Raw genomic sequence first — 18593 nt, forward strand, 5'->3', positions numbered from 1 at the left:
GCGGGGCGGGCCCGCACCGCGCCTCCCGTCCGTCACCCCCCGGTTCCACGGCACGGGTTCGGCCCGTCGTCCGCGATGAGGAGGGCACCCGCTGCCGGGTAGCCCGTGGCCGACTGGTTGCCGTGCCGGAGTGCGGTGGCGCCGTCGCGCAGCACCCGCTCGAGCGCGGAGCCCCGACGGAGGGACGCCGAGCCGCCCAACGCGGCCGCGGCCTGGAGCGCGTCCGAGGCGACCTCGGCCGCGTGGAACATGCTCGCCATCGTCCGGGCCCGCTCCCGGGACGGGACCGCTTCGCCGGCGGTCCGCCGACGCTCGACCACGGCCGCCGCGTCGAGCAGCCCGCCGAGCGCAGCCCGGAGTGAGGCGTCGGCGCGCGCGAGGCCCATCCGGTGCACGGGGTCGGCGCCCCGCCGGGGATCCTCCCGCAAGCGTTCGGTGGCGAGGTCGAGCGCGCCACGCGCGATCCCCAGGGTCACTGCCGAGACGCCCGGCGCCACGAGCAGCAGGGGCGTGAACCCGTCGGGCTCGGCGGAACCCGGTGCGGGACGCATGACGGTGACGAGGTGGTCGGGCACGGCCGCACCGTCGGCGACGACGACCCGGTTGCCCGCTCCGCGGAGACCGGCGCCGTCCCAGTCACCCTCGATCCTGACCTGGTCGGCGCGCAGCGGCGTCCGCAGGACCGTTCCCGGCGCATCGCCGTCCTCGGCCAGCGCCCCGAAGACGAACCAGTCGGCCGTGTCGGCACCCGACACGAGCGGCCACCGCCCGTCGACGAGCCACCCCGTGGGAGTCCTCCGCGCTCGACCCGGCTGTCCGGCGTTGGCGAACCGGGGGGACCCGTCCCGCACGCCGCTGCGGAGTGCGTCCCGCCCGGCCGGTCCGAGGAGGTCGTGGAGGAAGCCGAAGTTGCCGTTCCACACGCGCCACGCGATCGAGGCGTCGGCGCGGGCGATGCGCTCGTAGGTGCGGAACACGGCGGGGAGCGGAACCCGGGGCGAGCCGTCGGGCGGGGTCGTGAGCAACTCGAACAGTCCGCTCGTCCGCAGCTCGTTCAGGAGGTCCGCGGGGACGGAGGCGTCCTCGTCGATGGCCGGGGCGGCGTCCCGCAGCCGGTCGAGCAGCCGGTCGGTGTCGGGGAGTTCGTCGACGGGCAGGGGGGTGTGCGTGCGCATGTCGTGACTGTAGGAACGCCGCGGCGTCTGGTCGTCCGTGGTTCCACCCGGGCCACCCGACGCTCAGTGGGACCACGGGGGTGGAGTCGAGTGCTGCTCGGTACCGTTCCGGCCACGATGCAGATCACGTTCATCACACCCGGCACCCGCGGCGACGTCCAACCCGCTGCGTTGGTCGCCGCGGAACTCCACCGCCGGGGACACCGGGTCGTCCTGGCGACCGCCGACGACCTCGTCCCGATGGGCCGCGCGCTCAGCCTCGACACGGTCCCGCTCGGCGTCGACATCCGCGCCTTCCTGCGGTCGGACGACGGCAGCGAGTTCCTCCGGACCGGCGGGACCCGCGCGTACCTCACCGGGATCGCCGCGTTCAAGCAGCGCATCGCGCCGACCTTCTTCCCGGCGGTGATCGCGGCGAGCTCGGGTGCGGACGTGATCGTCGGCAACCACCTCACGCTCGAGGAGGTGCGACACATCGCCGGCGTCGCGCGCATCCCCGTGGTCGCCCTCGTCCACTCGCCGCGACGGTCGAACCGGTTCTTCCCCGCGTTCTCCGTGTCGACCGCACGGCTCCCCGGTGCGGTGAACCTGGTGACCCACCGGATCGCCGCTCGCCGCGACCGCATCGCGAACGCGGAGTACCTCGGCGACTTCCGCCGCGCGCTCGGACTCACCCGGCGTCCCGAGGACCGGGGTGAGTTCCCACCGCCGGACCTCGAGGTGCAGGCGTACAGCAGCCTGCTGGTCCCCGAGCTCCGGGACTGGTCGCCGATCCGACCGTTGACCGGGTTCCCGCGGGCCACGGCGCACGACCACGCTCGCTGGGGTGACGCCGGCGTCGACGGACGGCTCGAGGAGTGGCTCGCCGCCGGGGAACCGCCGGTCTTCTTCGGGTTCGGGAGCATGCCCGTGCGGGACCCCGCCGCGATGACGGCGCTCGTCGACCGCGTCTGCGAGGAGCTCGGCGTCCGCGGGCTGATCGGCGCGGGCTGGTCCGACTTCGGCGACCGGGAGGACTCCGAGCGCGTCCGGGTCGTGGGGCCCGTCGACCACGCTGCGGTCCTGCCGCGCTGCGTCGTGGCCGTGCACCACGGGGGCGCCGGCACGACGGCGGAGGCGGTGGCCGCCGGGATCCCGAGCGTCGTCTGCGCGGTGTCGTTCGACCAACCGTTCTGGGGGCAGCGTCTCGAGGACCGCGGACTCGGGACCTGGATGCCGTTCGCGCAGCTGACCGGCGCCCGCCTGGTCGAGGCGATCCGGCCCCTGCTCGGGCCGGACGCCCGCCGACGGGCTCGCTCGTTCCGGACGTCGCTCGCCGCCGAGGACGGGACGCGCGGGGCAGCCGACGCGATCGAGGCCGTGGGCGCGCCGGCCCGGCGGGGCCGCTGACGGCGGCGCCCGCGCGGGGGTTCGTCCTCGGTTCCTCGGTCCACTCGGGTCTTCGGTCCGCTCGGGTCCTCGGTTCAGAGGAGTCCGAGCTGCTCGAGCTCGGGGTACGCCTCTCCGAGCGGCAGCGCCAGCGTCTGCCGGACCGTGTGACTGCGCTCGTCGGCGAGGACCTCGAGCGCGCCCGCTTCGATCTGGTCGTACGCCGACCGGACCACGTCGACTGCCTCGCCCATGGGCGGCATCGGGACGTCGTACTTCGTGAGCATCGGCGTGCGGGTGAAGCCGAGGTGCACCCCGACCACGCGGACGCCGCTCGGCGCGAGTTCCAGACGCAGGACGTTCGTCGCCGCCCAGAGCGCGGCCTTGGACACGCTGTAGGCACCCAGCCGGTGCGCCCAGCTCGCCGCCGACAGCACGTTGACGAGCGTGCCGCCGCCGTTCGTCGCCATCACCGGCGCGAACGCCCGCGCGACGCCGAGGGCGCCCCAGAGATTGGTCTCGACGACCTGGCGGAGCACGTCGACGTCGCCCGTCGCGAGGGGCTCCAGGGAGGCGACCCCCGCGTTGTTCACGGTGATCGTGACGTCGTGCGCCACCTCGGCCGCTCGTTCGACGGCCCGTGGGTCGTCGACGTCCAGCTCGATCGGCACGACGCGGTCGTCGTCCCAGTCACGGTGCGTGCGCGTGGTCGCGTAGACCCGCTCCGCGCCGCGCGCGAGTGCCTGGTCGACGAACTCGACCCCGAGTCCGCCGTTCGCTCCGGTCACCAGGATCCGGGAGCCTTCGATGCGAGGCAGGTCCATCGGTCTTCCTCTCCGACGCTCCACCACCGGAGCGCCTTCCGAGTGCATCGTCGCGCGCCCGCTCGGGCCCGGCATCGGTGATCACACGGGTCGTCGGCGACCCGCACGGGGGACGGGGTCGGAGTCGTCGGTCGCCCACCGTGCCGCGACGGCCCCCGGGGACCACGGCTCGTCCAGCGAGACGGCCGGTGCGGGACGACAGGTGTGACCGTCGCGTCGGCGCAGGTACTCACCCGGGGAGTCGTCGTGCATGAACCACCGGAGGCTCCGGTGCGCCGCCGCCGCGTTCGGGGCCGCTCGGCGCCACATCCTCGCCTCGTAGGCGACGAGTGCCTCGTCGACCGTCGCGGCGCCGTCCAGTGCGTCGGCGAGGTCGGCGGCGTCGAGCAGCGCGCCGTTGGTCCCGAGCGCGCAGAACGGGGACTGCAGGTGTGCCGCGTCGCCGACGAGCGTCGCGGCCAGGGGACTCGCCCACCGGTGGCCGGCCGGGTGTTCGAACACCGGACGGACCGTCCCCGGTTCGGCACCGGCGGACACGAGCTCCAGGAGCGACGGGGCCCACCCGGCGGCGTCGAACGCCGTTTGGAGTCCGGCGCGAAGCCGCTGCACCGGTGTCTCGCGCACGCGTGCGAGCTCCGCGCGGAACGCGACGTACACCCGCGCGTTCCGCCCGATGCGCTGCGCGATCAACCCGAGGCCGCTGTCGGCGCCGAAGAGCGTGCCCCGGCCGATGGTCTCCGCGACGCGCGGGAAGTCCCGCTCGACGTCCGGGAACCGGCGGTCGAGGAACGTGATCCCGCTGTAGACCGGCTCGGTCCCGCCCACCGCGGCGCGGACGCGCGACCACGCACCGTCCGCTCCGACGACGAGGTCGGCGACGGCCTCGGTGTCGTCGTCGAACCGGAGGCGCACCCGCCCGCCGTCGTCCTCGAGCGCACGGACGCGGTGCCCCCACTCGACGGTGCCGCGAGGGAGCCGGTCCAGCAGCAGACGACGGAGGCGCGGCCGTTCGACCTCGGCGTCGCCGGAGTCCGTCACCCCCGGCGACTCGCGCAGCACGGTCCCCGCGGCGTCGACGAGCCGCCCGACCGCTGCCTCGGGGTGGGCGATCTCGGCGAAGGCCGCGTCCAGGCCCATGCGTCGGAGCACGACGCGGCCGAGCGCACCGTCGATCCCGATGCTCCCGCCCTGGTCACGGGCGTCGGCGTCGGCGTCGCGCTCGTGGACACGGACCCGGTGCCCCGCGCGGGTGAGCAGCAGCGCGGTCGCGAGGCCGGCGATGCCGCCACCGCAGACCGCGATGTCCAGTACTCGTTGCATCCGACCTGCACGTCCTCACGTTCCGTGCGCGTTGCGCGCCTGTGCCGTGCCCGTACCTGGCCGACGGACAGGAGCAGCATCGGGTCGGACGGCCCGTGGTCGCATCCGTGCGACCACGGGGAGGACTGGTGGACGCGCTCGTCACCAGTCGCTGCGGGGCTGCGCGTGCTGCTCGTCCGGCCGGACGTCCTCGTCGCGGTCCGGGGTGCTCGTCGTCACCGGGTCGGTGCTGCCGTCGAACGGCACGTCGGGATCGTTCACATGAGAATGCGTCATGCGAGCATCTTCGGTGGCCGCACCGGCTTCTCCCTCAGGGTTCCCACCGGTTCCTGCACCAGCGCGGGCCGGGCCGAGGGGCCGGTCGCCGGTGGTCGGTGTCCGGTGGTCCCACCGATGCACGACCGACCGGTGTCGCGGATCCTGGTGCGGACGCGGCCGTTCGGGTCGGCCCGTCGCTGGAGGCCGTGCCGGGGAACCGGGTCCCGCTGGGGGCCGCCCGGCGGGGACCGTGGGGGTCCTCGCCGCGGTTCCCCGGCGCGGGTTCCGTCCGGCACCGCTCACTCGCGCACGCCGTCCCCGGGACGGCGCGACGTCGACGGTCGCGGATGCCAGCGCAGCCGCGTGGACCAGCACAGCGCCAGCGTGGTCAGCGTGAGGAACAGCAGGAGGGCGAGGACGTACGCGGCGACCGACGCGTACCCGTACCGGGACGTGTCGGGGTCCAGGAAACCGTACGGGTAGTAGTGGACCGCATCACTCGCCTGGTCCCCGGTGAAGGGTCCCCGCGTCAGCGTGACGACGAGCCACACGACCGGCGCGGCGGCCACCAGGCCGACCGTCCGCAGTCGGACGGGGAGCCGGACGCGGTCCGGGGCGACGAGCCAGTCGAGGAGCACCAGCGCGGGGCCGACGATGTGCACGACGTCGTCGGCCCAGGGGAGCACCGAGCCGTCCGGGTGCGGCAGGCCGCGGAGCAGCACGTTGTCGGCGACGGCCGTCATCACGACGCAGACCGTCACGGCGAGCCGTGTCGTCGTCCACGCGGTCGTCGGGCGGACCGCCAGCGCGAGCCGCACCACACCGACCACCAACACGACGACCGCCGCGGCGTTCGAGTCCTCCGTGAAGAACAGCGCGAAGTCGAGGGTCTTCCCCGGGATGCTCGTCACACCGATGTGGTGCCAGAAGACCACGCTCTGCCCGTACTGGGCAGCGAGTGCCAGGGCGATCAGGGTCGCCACCGCCGCCCGGGCGCTCGCGATCCCGGTCGCCGGTGCGTTCCGTGCCGGGGGTGCGGACGTCGGGCTGGGCGTCGACTGGTGCAGCTGGAGAGCAGCCACGATGGTCCTCCTTCGATCGCCCGGCCGGGATCGACCGGGCCCCACCACCCTCGGTCGAGCGCTCATGGTCGGCATCCGCAGGGCTGCTGAAGTCCACGTCGCCCTCCTTCGCCCTCCGGTGCCCGGTCGTGGTCGGCGTCGAACTCCGTGAGAGCGCGGAGGCGGCACCGGCACCCGGCCGCGCAGACTGTCCCCGTCCTCACCCCGACCACGGACTGGAGCCTCCTGTGCCCGCATCCCCCGCTGCCGTCACGAGCCTCGACCTCGGCGGCATCACGCTCACCTACGTGCCGGACGGCGAGTTCCGCGCCGAACCCGCGCTCGCCTACCCCCGCGGGCACGACGCCGTGCTGTCCGACGGCCTCGACGTGCTCGACGACGACGGGATGCTCGTCCTGAGCGTCGGCGCGATCCTCATCTCGACGCAGGGACGCCGCATCCTCGTCGACGCGGGCATCGGCAGACGAACCATCCCGCTCGTCCGACCCGGGACGACACGCGACGCGTTCATGCGCGGCGGCATGCTCCTCGACAACCTCCGCACGATCGGGGTCGAGCCCGGCGACGTCGACACGGTCCTGCTGACCCACCTGCACGCCGACCACGTCGGGTGGATCGGGGACGAGGACGTCGACGGAGTCCACACCTTCCCGAGCGCGGAGTACTGGCTCGACGACGCCGAGTGGGCGTTCTGGAACCGACCCGAGCACCGCTCCGACGCAGTCGCCCCGCGACCGAACGAGCTGGCCCTGATCGACGAGCGCCGACACAGCCTCACCGACGGCGCCCGACCGGTCGAGGGCGTCACCGCCGTCGCGACGACCGGGCACACCCCGGGCCACCACGCGTTCGCCGTGCAGGGGAGCCGCTTGAGCGCCTTCATCGTCGGCGATGCGGTGCACTGCCCAGGAGAGGTGTTGCACCCTGACGTGGTCTGGGTCGGGGACCACGACGCCGAGGAAGCCGTCCGGACCCGTCGCGCCATCGCGCGTCGTGTCGGCACCGAGGACGTGGTCCTCGTCGGCCCGCACTTCCCGGACGCGGTGTTCCGCCGGTTCGACCCGGACGCCGCACGACCGGTCACCGACGCGCTGCGGTAGCCGACCGGCGGGGCCGGGTGTGGGGACCCGGTCACCTCGCGTTCGAGCGCGGTCGTCGAGCGCTCGGCCCCGGGAAGGTGAGGGTGACGCGCAGCCCGTGCGGTTCGGCGTCCCCGAGGGTGAGGTCGGCCCCGTGCACGTCGGCGACCCAGGACACGATGGCGAGCCCGGTGCCGGTCCCACCCGCAGCGGTCGTCCGTCCACCCTCGAGCACCGCGCGCCGTCGGCGGACCGGGATCCCCGAGCCCCGGTCCGTGACCATCAGCACGTCGCCGCGGAGCGCCACCACGACCGGGCCGGTGCCGTGGCGGAGCGCGTTCTCGACGAGGTTCCGCACCGCCTGCGCCAGGAGCTCCGCGTGCCCGACGACCACCGACGGGTCGAGGTCCAGCCGGACGCCGGACCCGCCCTCTGTGTCCTCGAACTCCTCCACGGCGAGTTCGATCACCTGGTCGAGGCGGACGGGCTCGAGCTCGAACGACGCGGGGTCGGCGCTCCGGATGCGCGCGCGGTCGAGGAGCCGGCCCACCAGCGCCGACATCCGCGTGACCTGCGTCGAGATCGACCCGAGGTGCGGCGACCCGTCGTCGAGCGCGAGCCGCATCACGGCGAGTGGCGTCCGCAGTTCGTGGGCAGCTTCGCGGAGGAACTGCTCGTGCTGCTCGATGCTCCGGATGGACGGACGCACGGCGAGTCCGGAGAGGAGGTGTCCGAGCGCGGTCCCGAGGGCGCAGAGCCCGGCGACCGTCAGGACCAGCAGGAGATCGAGCCGACGGTGGTCGGGTGGGGCAGTGGCCGAGGCCCCGGCGAAGACGACGGTGTCGGAGTACGGGACCGCCAGGACGACCCAGTCGACGGGCCGACCGCTCCCGACGGCGGGCGCCCTCGTCCGGACGGCCCCGTCGCCGTGCCGTGCTCGTTTCATCAGGTCGGTCATCATCGCAGACGTGGGGAGCGCACGCTGCGACGGCGAGGCCACCACGATGCCGGCCGGGTCGACGTACGCGAAGGTGCCGTCGATCGACGTCCAGGTCGCGACGTCCTGCGCGTCGAACCGGACCTCGGGGCCGGACGACTCCGCCGACCGGGCCAGCTGCTCCGCGAGCACGGTGAGTTCGCGGTAGGTCTCGCGCGTGTGCGAGCGCGAGTCGATGACGGACGCCATCACGGCGAGGACCACCAGGCACATCGCCGTCGTGATCGCGAAGAGCACCGTGCCTCGCCACCGCAACCGGCGGAGGTGCCGCGCTTCAGGCGTCACCGGCCGCCTCGTCCCCCACGCGGTAGCCGACGCCGCGCACCGTGTGGATGGCGGGCGGCGACCCGAGGCGCTTCCGGAGCTGCCCGATCACGACGTCGACGACGTTGGACGCCGGATCGTGGAGTTCGTCCCAGCACCGTTCGACGAGCTCGGCCCTCGTCACGACGCCGCCGCCCGAACGGAGTAGTTCCTCGAGCACGGCGAACTCCTTCGCGCGGAGGAGCAGCTTCGTAGCGTGCCGATGGACCGTGTGCCGCTGCACGTCCAGGTGGATGCCAACCGCGTCGAGCACCGGGGGGAGCGTGACCTGGCCCCGACGGCTGAGCGCACGGACCCGTGCGACCAGCTCGACCGCGGCGAAGGGCTTCACGAGGTAGTCGTCCGCGCCGAGGTCGAAGCCCCTGACCCGGTCGGCCAACGCGTCCCGTGCGGTGATGAGGATCGCGGGCGTCAGGTCCCCGCTCCTCCGCAGCGCGGCGACCAGCTCCGAGCCGTCGCCACCGGGAACGCTCCGGTCGAGGACCAGGCACGCGTAGTCGCCGGAGACCGCGGCGACGTCGGCGTCCTGGTAGGTGCGGGTGACGTCGACCGCGTACCCCGCACGACGCAGGACGCGTTCGACCTCGGTCGCGAGGGACCGGTCGTCCTCCAGCAGCAGGACCTTCACGTCGTCGCCGTCCCACGCTCGCCGACGGACGGGGAGGACCCGGCACCGGTCGGCCGGGTGCCGTCCGGACCGCTCACCACCGGAGCGCTCCGCGTTCGTGCTCGCCCGCGTGCCGGTCGGGCCGGACGCACCGGATGCCGTAGACGCGGCAGCGGCACTGCGGTGCCGCGGGGAGCGCCCGGGTCGTCATCGTCCCGCCGGTCGGCATCGGCCGCGTCCGGTCAGACGACGTGGTCGGCGAGCGCACGGAGGTCACCACCCGCGCGCTCGGGCGACGGAACGGGCTCCGACAGGAGACACCGGTCGAGGAGCTGTTCCACGAGCGCTGCGCGCTCGGTGATCGCGTCGGCGTCGATCGAACCGGGCAGGATCCGCACCTCGACGGTGTCGCGGACCGGGTCGGCGTCGAGGAGCGCGGTGAGGTTGACGTCGAAGAACTTGGTCAGACCGACGCCGGCCGCCGCGGTCTGCAGAGCGGGCCAGCCGTCGGCGGTCTCGACCAGTGCGAGGAGTTCGTCCGGCAGCCGACGGACCCTCGTGGCCGCGGGGTTCGAGCCGAGCGCCGACCGGAGCTCGTCCCGCCAGAGCGCGAACAGCCGGACGAGGTTCGCGAACGGTCCGGGCGCTCGGAAGGGCGCTCCGTCGAAGTGCAGGTGCACCGCGGCTTCCCTGGGCACGGTGAAGCCGAGCGTCCGGGCCCGGCCGAGCAGGAGTTCGAGGGTCGCGTGGTGGTCGGCGGTCAACGGGGCCGTCACGATCTCGCACGGGCGGTCGCGTCCGCGCGCGAGTGCCGTCGCCATGGCGAGGGTCGCTCCGCTCTCGTCGTCGAGCCGGCGGACGGGACCGATGACGTCGACCCGGGTACCGAACAGTTCCGCAGCCGACCGGAGGACGCGGTCGAACGGTGCGCCGGGGGTCTCGTGGCGCTCGACGAGCCGGAGCAGACGGGGCTCGTCGGACAGGATCCGGTACCAGCCGTCTTCCGCGCTCGGCACGTCCGTCGGGTCCGCGAGGTCGCGGAGGTCGTCGACCAGCGTGATGTCGTCGACGAACGACGCGACCGGTCGCCCGGCACCGTCGTTCACGGCGAACCCCGGGGTCAGGTGCCAGAACTGCCCCATCCCGGGGACGAGCGACGGTTCCGAGTCCGTGTGGAACACGGTCGACACGCGGCCGCCGACCTGGTCGGCCACACTCCCTGCGAGGGCACGGCGGTCGGAACCGCGCGGAGCCAGCAGCTCGATCTCGAAGCCGATGCGGCGCCTGAGGGTGGTCATCGTGGGTCCTTCGTGCGGTGGAGGGGAGACGCGGGACCGGTGCCGGTCCGGGGACCCGGCACCGGTCCGTCGGTCACGGCTGGATCGGGAGCGGGATCTGCGGGGAGCTCAGCAGGTCCTGACCGGCCTTGACCTTGGCGCTGTAGGCGTCGATCTTCCAGATCTGGGCCAGCTTCTCGGCATCGGCGTAGTCGTACCCGGCGGCCGCGAACGCGGTGGCCGCGTCACCGGCCGAGGGCGTCGGGTGCTCCAGCGGGACCGGCTGGTTCGCCAGGGCCAGTGCGCCGGCCTTGGCCTTCGCGGTCTCCGGGGACACCTTCCACGAGGCGGCGAGGCGTGCCGCGAGCCCGCCGTCGTCGACCTCGGCGATCTCGAACGCGTGCACCTGCTGCGCCCTCGTGTAGCTCCGGGCGAACCCGGCGCCGGGAGCGAACGGCAGCGTGTGGCCGGCACGGAGCTCCGCCCCGGCGGTGAACTTTGCATGGTTCCGGTCCGAGGCGTTCCACAGGGCCGCGAGGTCGAGCGCGTCCTCGTACTTGTAGCCCGCCGCGTAGTACGCGTCGAGGTTCTTCGTCGTGGGGTCGTTCTGGATCTTGCGGATCGCGGCGTCCTTCTCCGCCTTGGCGCGCTGGGCGCCGGTCGCAGCCGCCGCGGGGACGGTGCGGTCGGACGTCGTGCGCACCGCGGTGGTCGTCGTCGCGGCGTCGTGCGTCACCGTCGCCTGGGCGGGCAGCGTGCCGAAGAGTGCTGCGGCAGCGCACGCCGCAGCGCCGGTGACGAGGGCTGCGCCGCCGATGCGTCGGAACGCGCGGCCCCGTGTGCTCGAGGTGTTCGTGTTCATGGTCGTTTCCTTCCGATGGTGGAGTGGGACTGACTTCGCCGGATGAGTTCAGGAGGGACGAGCGCATCGCGCCGACCTCAGAGGGGGAGCACCGCCTGGATGCCGATCAACGTCGCCGTCTCCGCGCGACAGGTCGATCCGAGGTACCCGGTGGGCAGGCCGGCCGTCAGGGTGCTCTCACTGTGCGGCAGCACCACCGCCAGCGCCTCCGGCTCGGCCTCGACGCAGTCGATCGGCGACTCCCCCGCGTGCAGGGCGACGTACACCTGTGCGCGCTTCGCCGGGCGGAGTGTGACCGCCGGCGAGGGGACGGCTCGGATCTCGAGGGCGTCCGGACCGAAGGGGCTCCCGTGGGAGACCAGGCGTGCCGTGGGCCATCCCTGCAGGACGCAGCTGTGGTCGCCCTCGTTCGTGAAGACGACGGCAAGGAGCACCGCACCCTCGTCGGTCGGACGGGGCGGCAACGCCGTTCCGTCGCGGCCGCTCACGCTGGCCGACAGCGAGGAGTCGTGGCACCGCGGCGACCGCAGGCTCTGCACGTGCTCGTGGTCCCGGCCGGTCGGGCGTGTGGACGACGTGCAACCGGCCGAGGTCACGGCGAGGGCGACCACCAGGGTCGCGATCACCGTCCCTCGGAGCGTCAGCTGCTGCACACGGAAAACCTGACACTGGCGGCATGAGACGACGATGAAGCGGTCACGACCCGACGGTGCAGGTCTGCTCCGCCGCGCTCTGCCCCGTGATCGCCGACGGCAACGGGGTGGCTGACGGGCCCGGCTCGGCGGGCTGCGCCCGGGTGGTCCCGGGAGCGCCGGCGCTGCCGTGCGCGGCCCCTGCGCTGCCGTTCGCGGCGTCGGACGACGGCGGAGCAGCGGTGACCGGCGTGGACGCCCGCCCCGTCGTGGAGTCGCTCAACGACGTCCGCTGGTCGTCCTGGATGGCGACGTCGAGCGCGTGAGCGGGCTCGGGCTCAGGGAGGACGTGCGCGGGCGAATCGGGGTCGTCGGTGACGGGGTACTGCACGAAGAGCATGTCCGACGTGTCCATGGACCGCAGCATCGACGCCAGTCCCACGATCGTCCGGGGCTGGTGCAACCCGTCGGACAGCGTCATGTTGCTCAGCGCCGCACCGGCGAGACGGTAGAGCGTCACCGGATCGCTCAGCGTGCCGTTCGACGTCACCTTCCGGAGGAGCGCCGAGAGGAACACCTGCTGCGAGCTGATGCGGGCGAGATCGCTGGCGTCACCCACGCCGTGGCGCGACCGCAGGAACTCGAGCGCCGTCGCACCGCTGAGCGCGTGCGTCCCCGCCGAGAGGTGCAGCCCGACGTAGTCGTCGTCGATGGGCTTGGCGACGCAGACGTCGACACCACCGACGGCGTTCGACATCGCGATCACCCCGTCGAAGGTGATCAGACCGGCGTACGGGATCGTCACGCCGGTGAGGTTCTCGATGGTGTCCACGACGCACGAGATCCCGCCGTGGCCGAGCGCGGTGTTGAGCAGGGCCTTCGCGGCGGCGGGGTAGGTCGTTCCGCTCTCCGGGTTCCTGCAGGACGGGAGCGGGATCTCCAGGTCGCGCGGGAAGCTCACAGCGGTCAACCGGGTGTGGTCGGCCGAGACGTGGACGAGGATCGTCACGTCGTTGCGCGCGCCGGCGAGCCCGTCGGCCGCGTCGAACTGTCCGACGCGGGTGTCGGATCCGATCAGCAGGATGTTGGCGCCGCCCGGGATCGCGGTGATGTCGGCGGCCCGCGCCACGCTCTGGTCGTCGGTGCTGAGGGCGACCGTGTGCGGTGCCGCGTCGAGCTGCGCACCCGCGATCGCGACGAGACTGGTGGCACTGACCAGGACGACGGCCGCCGCTGCGCCGACGATGCCCGTCACGCGGCCCCATCCGCGCCGGCGCGGAAGCCGTCCGTGACGGGCGATGCCGAGGGGCTGCGACCGGTGGCGCTGTGTCATGGGTACTCCGTTCGGTTGTGGTGCCGACCGGTCCTCCGGCTCCGCCCCGAGGCGGAGCCGGGGCCGGAGCCGGAGCCGGACGCGTGTCCGACGCTCATGCGGGGCCGGAGCCTCGGCCAGGGCCCGGGTCGTCCTGGCCGAGGTCGTTCAGGGCGAGGGCGAGCTGGGTGCGCGTGCGGACGCCCATCTTGCGGTAGGCGTTGCCGAGGTGCGTCTCGACCGTCCTGACGCTCACGAACAGCTGGGCGGCGATCTCGCGGTTCGTCCGTCCGGCGGCAGCCGACTGCGCGACCCGGGTCTCGGCGGCCGTCAGCAGCGCTCGACCGTCGACGGTGTCGGCGGCCTCGGCCAGACGCAGTGTCCGGGCGGCGATCCGCGGGTCGTCGGCGTGGATCCGGCTCGTCGCGACGTCGGCGAGCACCTGTCGTGCCCGTCCGCTGCGGCCGGCGTCCAGCAGGAGCTGCGCACGATCGAGTTGCGCGCGCGCCGACTCGGGTGCGAAGCCGCCGCGGCGGAGCTCTTCCACGGCTTCCTCGGCGAGCCGGAGCGACTCGTCCTGCTGGCCCCGCCGCATCGCGACCATCGCCCGGATCCGGAGCGACTGGCCGTGGGCATGGGGTCGCCGGTGGGACTCGTCGAGCGCGGCGAGTCGACGGGCGAGGTGTTCGGCGCCGTCGAGGTCGCCGAGGTGGACACGGGCACGGGCGAGCTCGATGTCGATCCACAGGCGTCGTCCCGGCTCCACGATGCCCTTCGCCTCGGCCAGCTCCAGGGCCAGCTCGAGCTCGGTCCGCGCCTCCGTCCAGTTCTCGGACCAGGCCGCGTCGATGCCGGCGAGGCCGTGGACGAGCAGGCTGCCGCGGATCGTCGCCGCCGGGCTCGACCACCCGGTCAGGATCTCCTCGAGCGTCTCGCGGTCGTTCCGGGTGAGTGCGAAGAGTCCCCGGGCGCGGGTGAGCGGAGCCGGCGGGTCCACCAGGCGGAGCGCGTGCTGCTCGGCCTCGTGGAGGAGCGATGCCGCCTGGACGACGCGTCCGGCGAGGATCTCGACGATGGCCGCGTGCGCGAGCGCACGGGTGGTGGTCGGGTGCGCACCGAGCAGTTCCGCGGTCCGGACGAAGGCGGTGAGTGCGGGACGCGAACGGCCGAGGTCGTCTGCCTGGTAGGCGCCCGTCGCCTCGATGGACGCCGCGCTCGAGGTCAGGTCCAGCGTGCCGCTGGCCGACTCGACGGCCCGGGTCCTCGCGATGATCTCCGACGAGAGTCCCTCGCCCGCGTCGAGGAGCCGGAACGCGAGGTCCTCCAGCGCTGCGCGCAGCGTGTTCGGAGCGACCTCGGGCGGGAGCTCGGCGGCGCGGTCTTCGAGCTCGTGCGCGACGTCGCTCGCTCCACCGGAGGACCAGAGGATCCGGAGCACGTCGATGATCGATGCGCGCACGTCGCCCGACTCGAACGACCGTCTGGCGTTCGCGAGCCGACGGTCGAGCGCGTCGACGCCGAGGTCCTGCGCGATCGCCTCGGCGCTGACGACCGCGATCCGGTCGAACTGCTCCGGTGCCAGGACGGCGGGGTCGAGGGTCGCCGACAACCGCCTGACGAGCGCGGCATCGCCGTGCGCTCCCGCGAGTTCCGCGGCGTGCAGGACGCGGTCCACGTGCGCGTCGGAGCGTCCGTCGGACCGCGCGACCGCGCGCATCGCCAGGCGCAGCGCGTTCGAGGTCGTCCCGATCCGGCGGGCGCGGCCCGAGGCGGCCCGCAGCTCCTCCGCGAGGTCCGGTCGCGGCCCCGGCAGGACGGCGTCGTCGCGGTGCTCGAGTCGTTGTTCAGCGGGCAGGGGGGACTCGGCGAGCCCGGCGTGCAGCGCTCGCCGCTCCTGCGCGGACAGCATCGCCGACATCGCGGCACGCAGGAGCGGGGTCCGGACGGCGACCTCGTGCCCCTTGGTGCTGAGGACGCCGAGTGCGACGCCCTCGGCGAGGGCGTCCTCCGCCTGCCCGACCACGTGGAAGAGCGCCTCGACGGTGCCACCGCGCATCGACGCCGTGACCGCGAGGACTTCTCGGACGGCCGGGGGGAGTCGTTCGATCCGACGGATCGTCGACGCGAGGGCACGTGACGTCGACGCGGCCGTCCGGTCGTCCCCGGAGAGCCGCGTGATCGCCAGGTCGATCGCCCACGACGGGTTGCCGCCGCTCTCCGTCGCGATCTCGTTGAGGTCCGTCGCGGAGAGGCCCCCGAGCTCGGAGTCCTTCAGGACGCCGGCGACCGCCGCGGGGCTGAGCGGCGCCAGGAAGGCGAGTTGCGACGCGGTGAACACCACCTTCCACGAGGTGACCGGGCCGCCGGCGTCCAGCTCCCGCGCAACGATGAGCACCGTCCCGGCGGCCTCGTGCGGTGGCCGGAACATCGGGGCCATCAGGTCGACGGACTCCCGGTCCGCCAGGTGCGCGTCGTCCAGGATCACCACCGTGTGCGCTGCGGCGAGGACGTTGCAGAGGTGCCGCAACGCCGCTTCGAGCATCCGGTGGTCGGCGAACCCCGGGGGAGCGGTCTGGAGCACCTGCTCCAGGACCGCCCGGTAGCCGATGGGCAGGGTGCGGAAGATGCGGTCGGGAACGAGTCGCAGGAGTGTCCTGACCGCCGCGTACGGGCCCGTCGTCCCCTCGTCGAACCGCAGCATCAACACGATGCGGTCCTGGGCCAGTCGGCCGGCGAGCGCCTCGAGCATCGTGGTCTTCCCGACGCCGGGTTCCCCGACGATGGCCAGGCGGCCGCCGCGTTCGCCGGCGACGCGCACCATGCGCTCCAACAGGTCGCGACGCTCGAGCGGGATGCGGTTGTGCGACGGCTGCTCGTCGCGTTGTCGGGCCATCAGGAGCGACCCTCGAACAGCGCGTCGGTGTGGGCGAGCGCCGACTTGGTCGGCGAGAGCGCCGTGTGCCGCGCGCCGACGGCGACGTCGCGGACCGTCCGCGCGAGCGGGTGCCCCGTGCGCAGTGCCGCCGCTCCGGTCCCGCTCACGAGGAGCGGGAGCGCCTGCTCGGCCGCGGCGAGTGCCTGCACGGCGAGGTCGGCCGAGGTGGCACGGGCCACGGCGGGCAGCGCGTCCACCTCGTCGCGGGTTCCGAGGGCGCCCGACGCAGCCGCGCGCAGACCCGCGGCACGGGCCACGTCGCGGGCAGCGGCACCGACGGCTGCCCGCACGTCGGCTCGGGCGGATCGTTCCCCGTGGGCTGCGACGTCGTCGAGGACCCGGTCGAGCGCGGACTCGACGGCGCCGATCAACGGGGCGGCGAAGAAGATCGTGGCGAAGAACGTCAGCGGAGCCACCGACGGCGCCGGCGCGAGGGTCCGGGTCCTCCGAGCGGGCACGACGACGTCCTCGAGGTGCGCGGTGTCACCACCGGAGTCCTGCAGGCCCGAGGCGTCCCAGGTCGTCTCCACGCGGACGTCCGCGATGGGGACGAGGACCCGCACCAGCGCGCCGGAGTCGGCGTCGCGGACCGTCGCCATGACCCAGTCCGCCCAGGGCAGGCCGCTCGCCGGGGTCGAGACCGCGCGCACGTGGAACGCGCCGTCGGTCCAGGTGCCGGTGCCCTGCGGGGCGAGGGTGCCGGCCACGAGCGTGTCGCCGTCCGACTCCCAGACCTCGTGCAGCGTCTCGTCGGGGAACTCCGCGACCGCGAGGTTCGTCACCGCGGCGACCGCGCCGATCCACCCGAGGTCGGCGTCCGCCGCGCCGAGGTCGCGCAGGCGATCGGCGATGTCGGCGACGGTCCACGGGGTCGGACCACCGCGGTCGGGGCGCCAGGCGTCGAGCACCCCCGAGCGCGCGAGGTGCTCTCGGACTGCGCCGCGGTCGTGCTGTGTGGTCGGCTTCGAGACGGAGGGGGACATGGGCATCGGGCATCCTCAGGGCGATCGGTCGGTGCGGACGGCTCGCTGGGAGTCGGCATCGGGGGTTCATCATCGGTCGGCGGTGTCGACGTCGTGTCGACGTCACGCCACCGGACGCATCAGGGGCGCCACGTCCGCTCCCGAGCGCGAGCCCGGGGGTCGAACCCGCGCCGGTCGAGGCGACGACCCCGGGTGATGGTCGTCGTGATCGACCGCAGCGCCGACAGGTCCGACGTGGGGTCCTCCGCGGTGGCGATCATGTCGGCGCGTGCGCCCGGTGCGATGCGCCCGAGGTCGGCGGAGCGCCCGAGTGCCGCCGCGCCGCCGACCGTCGCGGCGGCGAGTGCGCGGGCCGGGGTGAAGCCGGCCTGCTCGACCAGCAGGGCGAGTTCCCGGTGGATCGCGGGGAACGGGTCGTCGGGCGTCGTCGGGAAGTCGGTCCCCGCGGAGACGACGACACCGAGCTCGGCGGCACGGGCGGTGATCCGTGCGGCAGCGGACAGGCGGGGCGTCGGCGTGCCGGTGTGGGCGTCGACGAACAGCGTGGCGTCGAGCACGCAGTCACGACGACGCATCTCCCGCAGCAGCGTGTCCACCGACTCGGGGACCCGATCGCGGAACCGATCCAGGTCGATGTCCTGCCGTGGCGGTGCGTAGGAGGCCGGGATCGGTCTGCCCTCGTGGCCGAGCAGGCAGGCGTGGCTCACGGAGTCCACTCCTGCCGCGACGACCTCCGAGGGGCCGGACGGGAACACGGTGCCGTGCGCCCAGACCAGGAGGCCCTGGCGGTGCGCCTCGTCCGTGATCCGACCGACGGTCTCAGGGGCGAGGTCGGCGTAGACCTTGATCGCGCGGGCGCCGGTGCCGCGGGCGACCGCGACCGCCTGCGCCAGATCGGTGTGCGTGTCGACGGCCTGCATCCACGGGGCCGTCCCCGGCTCGTACCCCGCTGAGGCGACCCGCACCCGTTCGTCGTCGAAGAACGACGGACCGGCGAAGAAGGCCGCGAAGGCGATGTCGGGGGCGGGGAGCTCGCCGGCGGCGGAGGCCCGCGCGAGTTCCGCGACGACGCGGAGGTCGTCGGCCATCACCCGGATCGTGGTGACGCCGCCGTACACCTCGCGCTCGAGCTGCGCGGTGGCGTACGGCACGGACGGCGGGGTTGCGACGTGCTGGTGGCTGTCGACCAGTCCGGGGAGGAGGAAGGCGCCGTCGAGGTCCGCACGCACGGTGCTCCCGGGTGCGGCGGCGGCGAGTGCGCGACGTGTCCCCACGGCGAGGATCCGTTCGCCCCGCACCAGGACGGCTCCGTCGGGGACCGGCGCAGCGTCCGCTCCGGTCAGGACCGTCGCGTGCTCCCAGAGGACGTGGCGGTCGCCGTCGAGGTCGGGGTGGTCGTGGTCGATGAGGAGCTCCTGTCGCTCGTGGTGAGCCGATCCGCCCGCGCACGTTACGGCGTCCGTCCGGGCCGGCACCACGGTGGTATCCCCGAGACGGCCGCGGGTGCCCGGTACTGGACCGATCGGTCTCGAACTGTACGCTTTGTGGATCGATCGGT

General features: G+C 73.8%; 16 protein-coding genes. 2 read left to right on the forward strand and 14 right to left on the reverse strand.

The annotated features are described in order from the left end of the window. Positions 1-32 precede the first annotated feature (32 nt). The gene (locus BIU96_RS15420; protein WP_071293492.1) at positions 33-1175 is read right to left on the reverse strand and encodes an acyl-CoA dehydrogenase family protein; all 1143 of its coding nucleotides are present in this window, start codon (positions 1173-1175) and stop codon (positions 33-35) included. A 117-nt stretch (positions 1176-1292) separates the two neighbouring features. Between BIU96_RS15420 and BIU96_RS15425 the strand changes: the two genes are divergently transcribed. Continuing rightward, positions 1293-2564, forward strand: a complete 1272-nt coding sequence (locus tag BIU96_RS15425) for a glycosyltransferase (protein ID WP_071293648.1) — start codon at positions 1293-1295, stop codon at positions 2562-2564. A gap of 74 nt (positions 2565-2638) precedes the next feature. Here the strand turns inward: BIU96_RS15425 and BIU96_RS15430 are convergent, their stop codons facing one another. From BIU96_RS15430 to BIU96_RS15440, 4 genes are all read right to left on the reverse strand, one after another. Beyond that, the gene (locus BIU96_RS15430) at positions 2639-3367 is read right to left on the reverse strand and encodes an SDR family oxidoreductase (protein WP_071293493.1); all 729 of its coding nucleotides are present in this window, start codon (positions 3365-3367) and stop codon (positions 2639-2641) included. Positions 3368-3448: 81 nt separating this feature from the next. Next, positions 3449-4687: an NAD(P)/FAD-dependent oxidoreductase gene (locus BIU96_RS15435; protein ID WP_071293494.1), complete on the reverse strand. Its 1239-nt coding sequence runs from the start codon at positions 4685-4687 to the stop codon at positions 3449-3451. Positions 4688-4828: 141 nt separating this feature from the next. After that, positions 4829-4963 (reverse strand): hypothetical protein, encoded by a 135-nt coding sequence (locus BIU96_RS20440; RefSeq protein ID WP_302847733.1) that lies wholly within the window; start codon positions 4961-4963, stop codon positions 4829-4831. A gap of 281 nt (positions 4964-5244) precedes the next feature. Then, positions 5245-6027: a Pr6Pr family membrane protein gene (locus BIU96_RS15440; protein WP_139200088.1), complete on the reverse strand. Its 783-nt coding sequence runs from the start codon at positions 6025-6027 to the stop codon at positions 5245-5247. Positions 6028-6254: 227 nt separating this feature from the next. Here BIU96_RS15440 and BIU96_RS15445 point away from each other — a divergent pair, with 227 nt between their 5' ends. Next, positions 6255-7127: an MBL fold metallo-hydrolase gene (locus BIU96_RS15445; protein ID WP_071293495.1), complete on the forward strand. Its 873-nt coding sequence runs from the start codon at positions 6255-6257 to the stop codon at positions 7125-7127. 31 nt (positions 7128-7158) lie between these two features. Here BIU96_RS15445 and BIU96_RS15450 read toward each other — a convergent pair whose 3' ends face one another. The 9 genes from BIU96_RS15450 to BIU96_RS15490 form a co-directional block, all read right to left on the reverse strand. Next, complete coding sequence (locus BIU96_RS15450; RefSeq protein ID WP_139200089.1) at positions 7159-8388, reverse strand: HAMP domain-containing sensor histidine kinase; 1230 nt, start codon at positions 8386-8388, stop codon at positions 7159-7161. Beyond that, a complete protein-coding gene (locus BIU96_RS15455; RefSeq protein WP_071293497.1) occupies positions 8378-9055 on the reverse strand; it encodes a response regulator transcription factor in 678 nt (225 codons plus the stop codon). Before BIU96_RS15455 ends, BIU96_RS15450 begins: the two co-directional genes overlap by 11 nt. A 221-nt stretch (positions 9056-9276) precedes the next feature. Then, the gene (locus BIU96_RS15460; protein WP_071293498.1) at positions 9277-10332 is read right to left on the reverse strand and encodes an amidoligase family protein; all 1056 of its coding nucleotides are present in this window, start codon (positions 10330-10332) and stop codon (positions 9277-9279) included. Between the two features lie 73 nt (positions 10333-10405). Continuing rightward, on the reverse strand, positions 10406-11173 hold the full coding sequence (locus tag BIU96_RS15465; RefSeq protein WP_071293499.1) for a hypothetical protein: 768 nt from the start codon (positions 11171-11173) through the stop codon (positions 10406-10408). A 77-nt stretch (positions 11174-11250) separates the two neighbouring features. Further along, a complete protein-coding gene (locus BIU96_RS15470) occupies positions 11251-11826 on the reverse strand; it encodes a DUF4232 domain-containing protein (RefSeq protein WP_071293500.1) in 576 nt (191 codons plus the stop codon). Between the two features lie 43 nt (positions 11827-11869). Next, complete coding sequence (locus BIU96_RS15475; protein ID WP_071293501.1) at positions 11870-13138, reverse strand: LCP family protein; 1269 nt, start codon at positions 13136-13138, stop codon at positions 11870-11872. A gap of 94 nt (positions 13139-13232) precedes the next feature. Next, the gene (locus BIU96_RS15480) at positions 13233-16010 is read right to left on the reverse strand and encodes a LuxR family transcriptional regulator (RefSeq protein ID WP_071293502.1); all 2778 of its coding nucleotides are present in this window, start codon (positions 16008-16010) and stop codon (positions 13233-13235) included. After that, positions 16010-17041 carry a hypothetical protein gene (locus BIU96_RS15485; RefSeq protein ID WP_133520785.1) on the reverse strand — a complete coding sequence of 344 codons (1032 nt, stop codon included), beginning with the start codon at positions 17039-17041 and terminating at the stop codon, positions 16010-16012. Before BIU96_RS15485 ends, BIU96_RS15480 begins: the two co-directional genes overlap by 1 nt. 113 nt (positions 17042-17154) lie before the next feature. Beyond that, on the reverse strand, positions 17155-18513 hold the full coding sequence (locus BIU96_RS15490) for an amidohydrolase family protein (protein WP_071293504.1): 1359 nt from the start codon (positions 18511-18513) through the stop codon (positions 17155-17157). Positions 18514-18593 lie beyond the last annotated feature (80 nt).

The sequence above is a fragment of the Curtobacterium sp. MCBA15_008 genome (assembly GCF_001865065.1).
Taxonomy (GTDB): Bacteria; Actinomycetota; Actinomycetes; order Actinomycetales; family Microbacteriaceae; genus Curtobacterium.

Coding starts and splice junctions, on each gene's coding strand:
- BIU96_RS15475 (WP_071293501.1), bottom strand. CDS start 13,138: ATGACACAGCGCCACCGGTCGCAGCCCCTCGGCATCGCCCGTCACGGA.
- BIU96_RS15465 (WP_071293499.1), bottom strand. CDS start 11,173: ATGAACACGAACACCTCGAGCACACGGGGCCGCGCGTTCCGACGCATC.
- BIU96_RS20440 (WP_302847733.1), bottom strand. CDS start 4,963: ATGACGCATTCTCATGTGAACGATCCCGACGTGCCGTTCGACGGCAGC.
- BIU96_RS15480 (WP_071293502.1), bottom strand. CDS start 16,010: ATGGCCCGACAACGCGACGAGCAGCCGTCGCACAACCGCATCCCGCTC.
- BIU96_RS15430 (WP_071293493.1), bottom strand. CDS start 3,367: ATGGACCTGCCTCGCATCGAAGGCTCCCGGATCCTGGTGACCGGAGCG.
- BIU96_RS15425 (WP_071293648.1), top strand. CDS start 1,293: ATGCAGATCACGTTCATCACACCCGGCACCCGCGGCGACGTCCAACCC.
- BIU96_RS15460 (WP_071293498.1), bottom strand. CDS start 10,332: ATGACCACCCTCAGGCGCCGCATCGGCTTCGAGATCGAGCTGCTGGCT.
- BIU96_RS15485 (WP_133520785.1), bottom strand. CDS start 17,041: ATGCCCATGTCCCCCTCCGTCTCGAAGCCGACCACACAGCACGACCGC.
- BIU96_RS15420 (WP_071293492.1), bottom strand. CDS start 1,175: ATGCGCACGCACACCCCCCTGCCCGTCGACGAACTCCCCGACACCGAC.
- BIU96_RS15435 (WP_071293494.1), bottom strand. CDS start 4,687: ATGCAACGAGTACTGGACATCGCGGTCTGCGGTGGCGGCATCGCCGGC.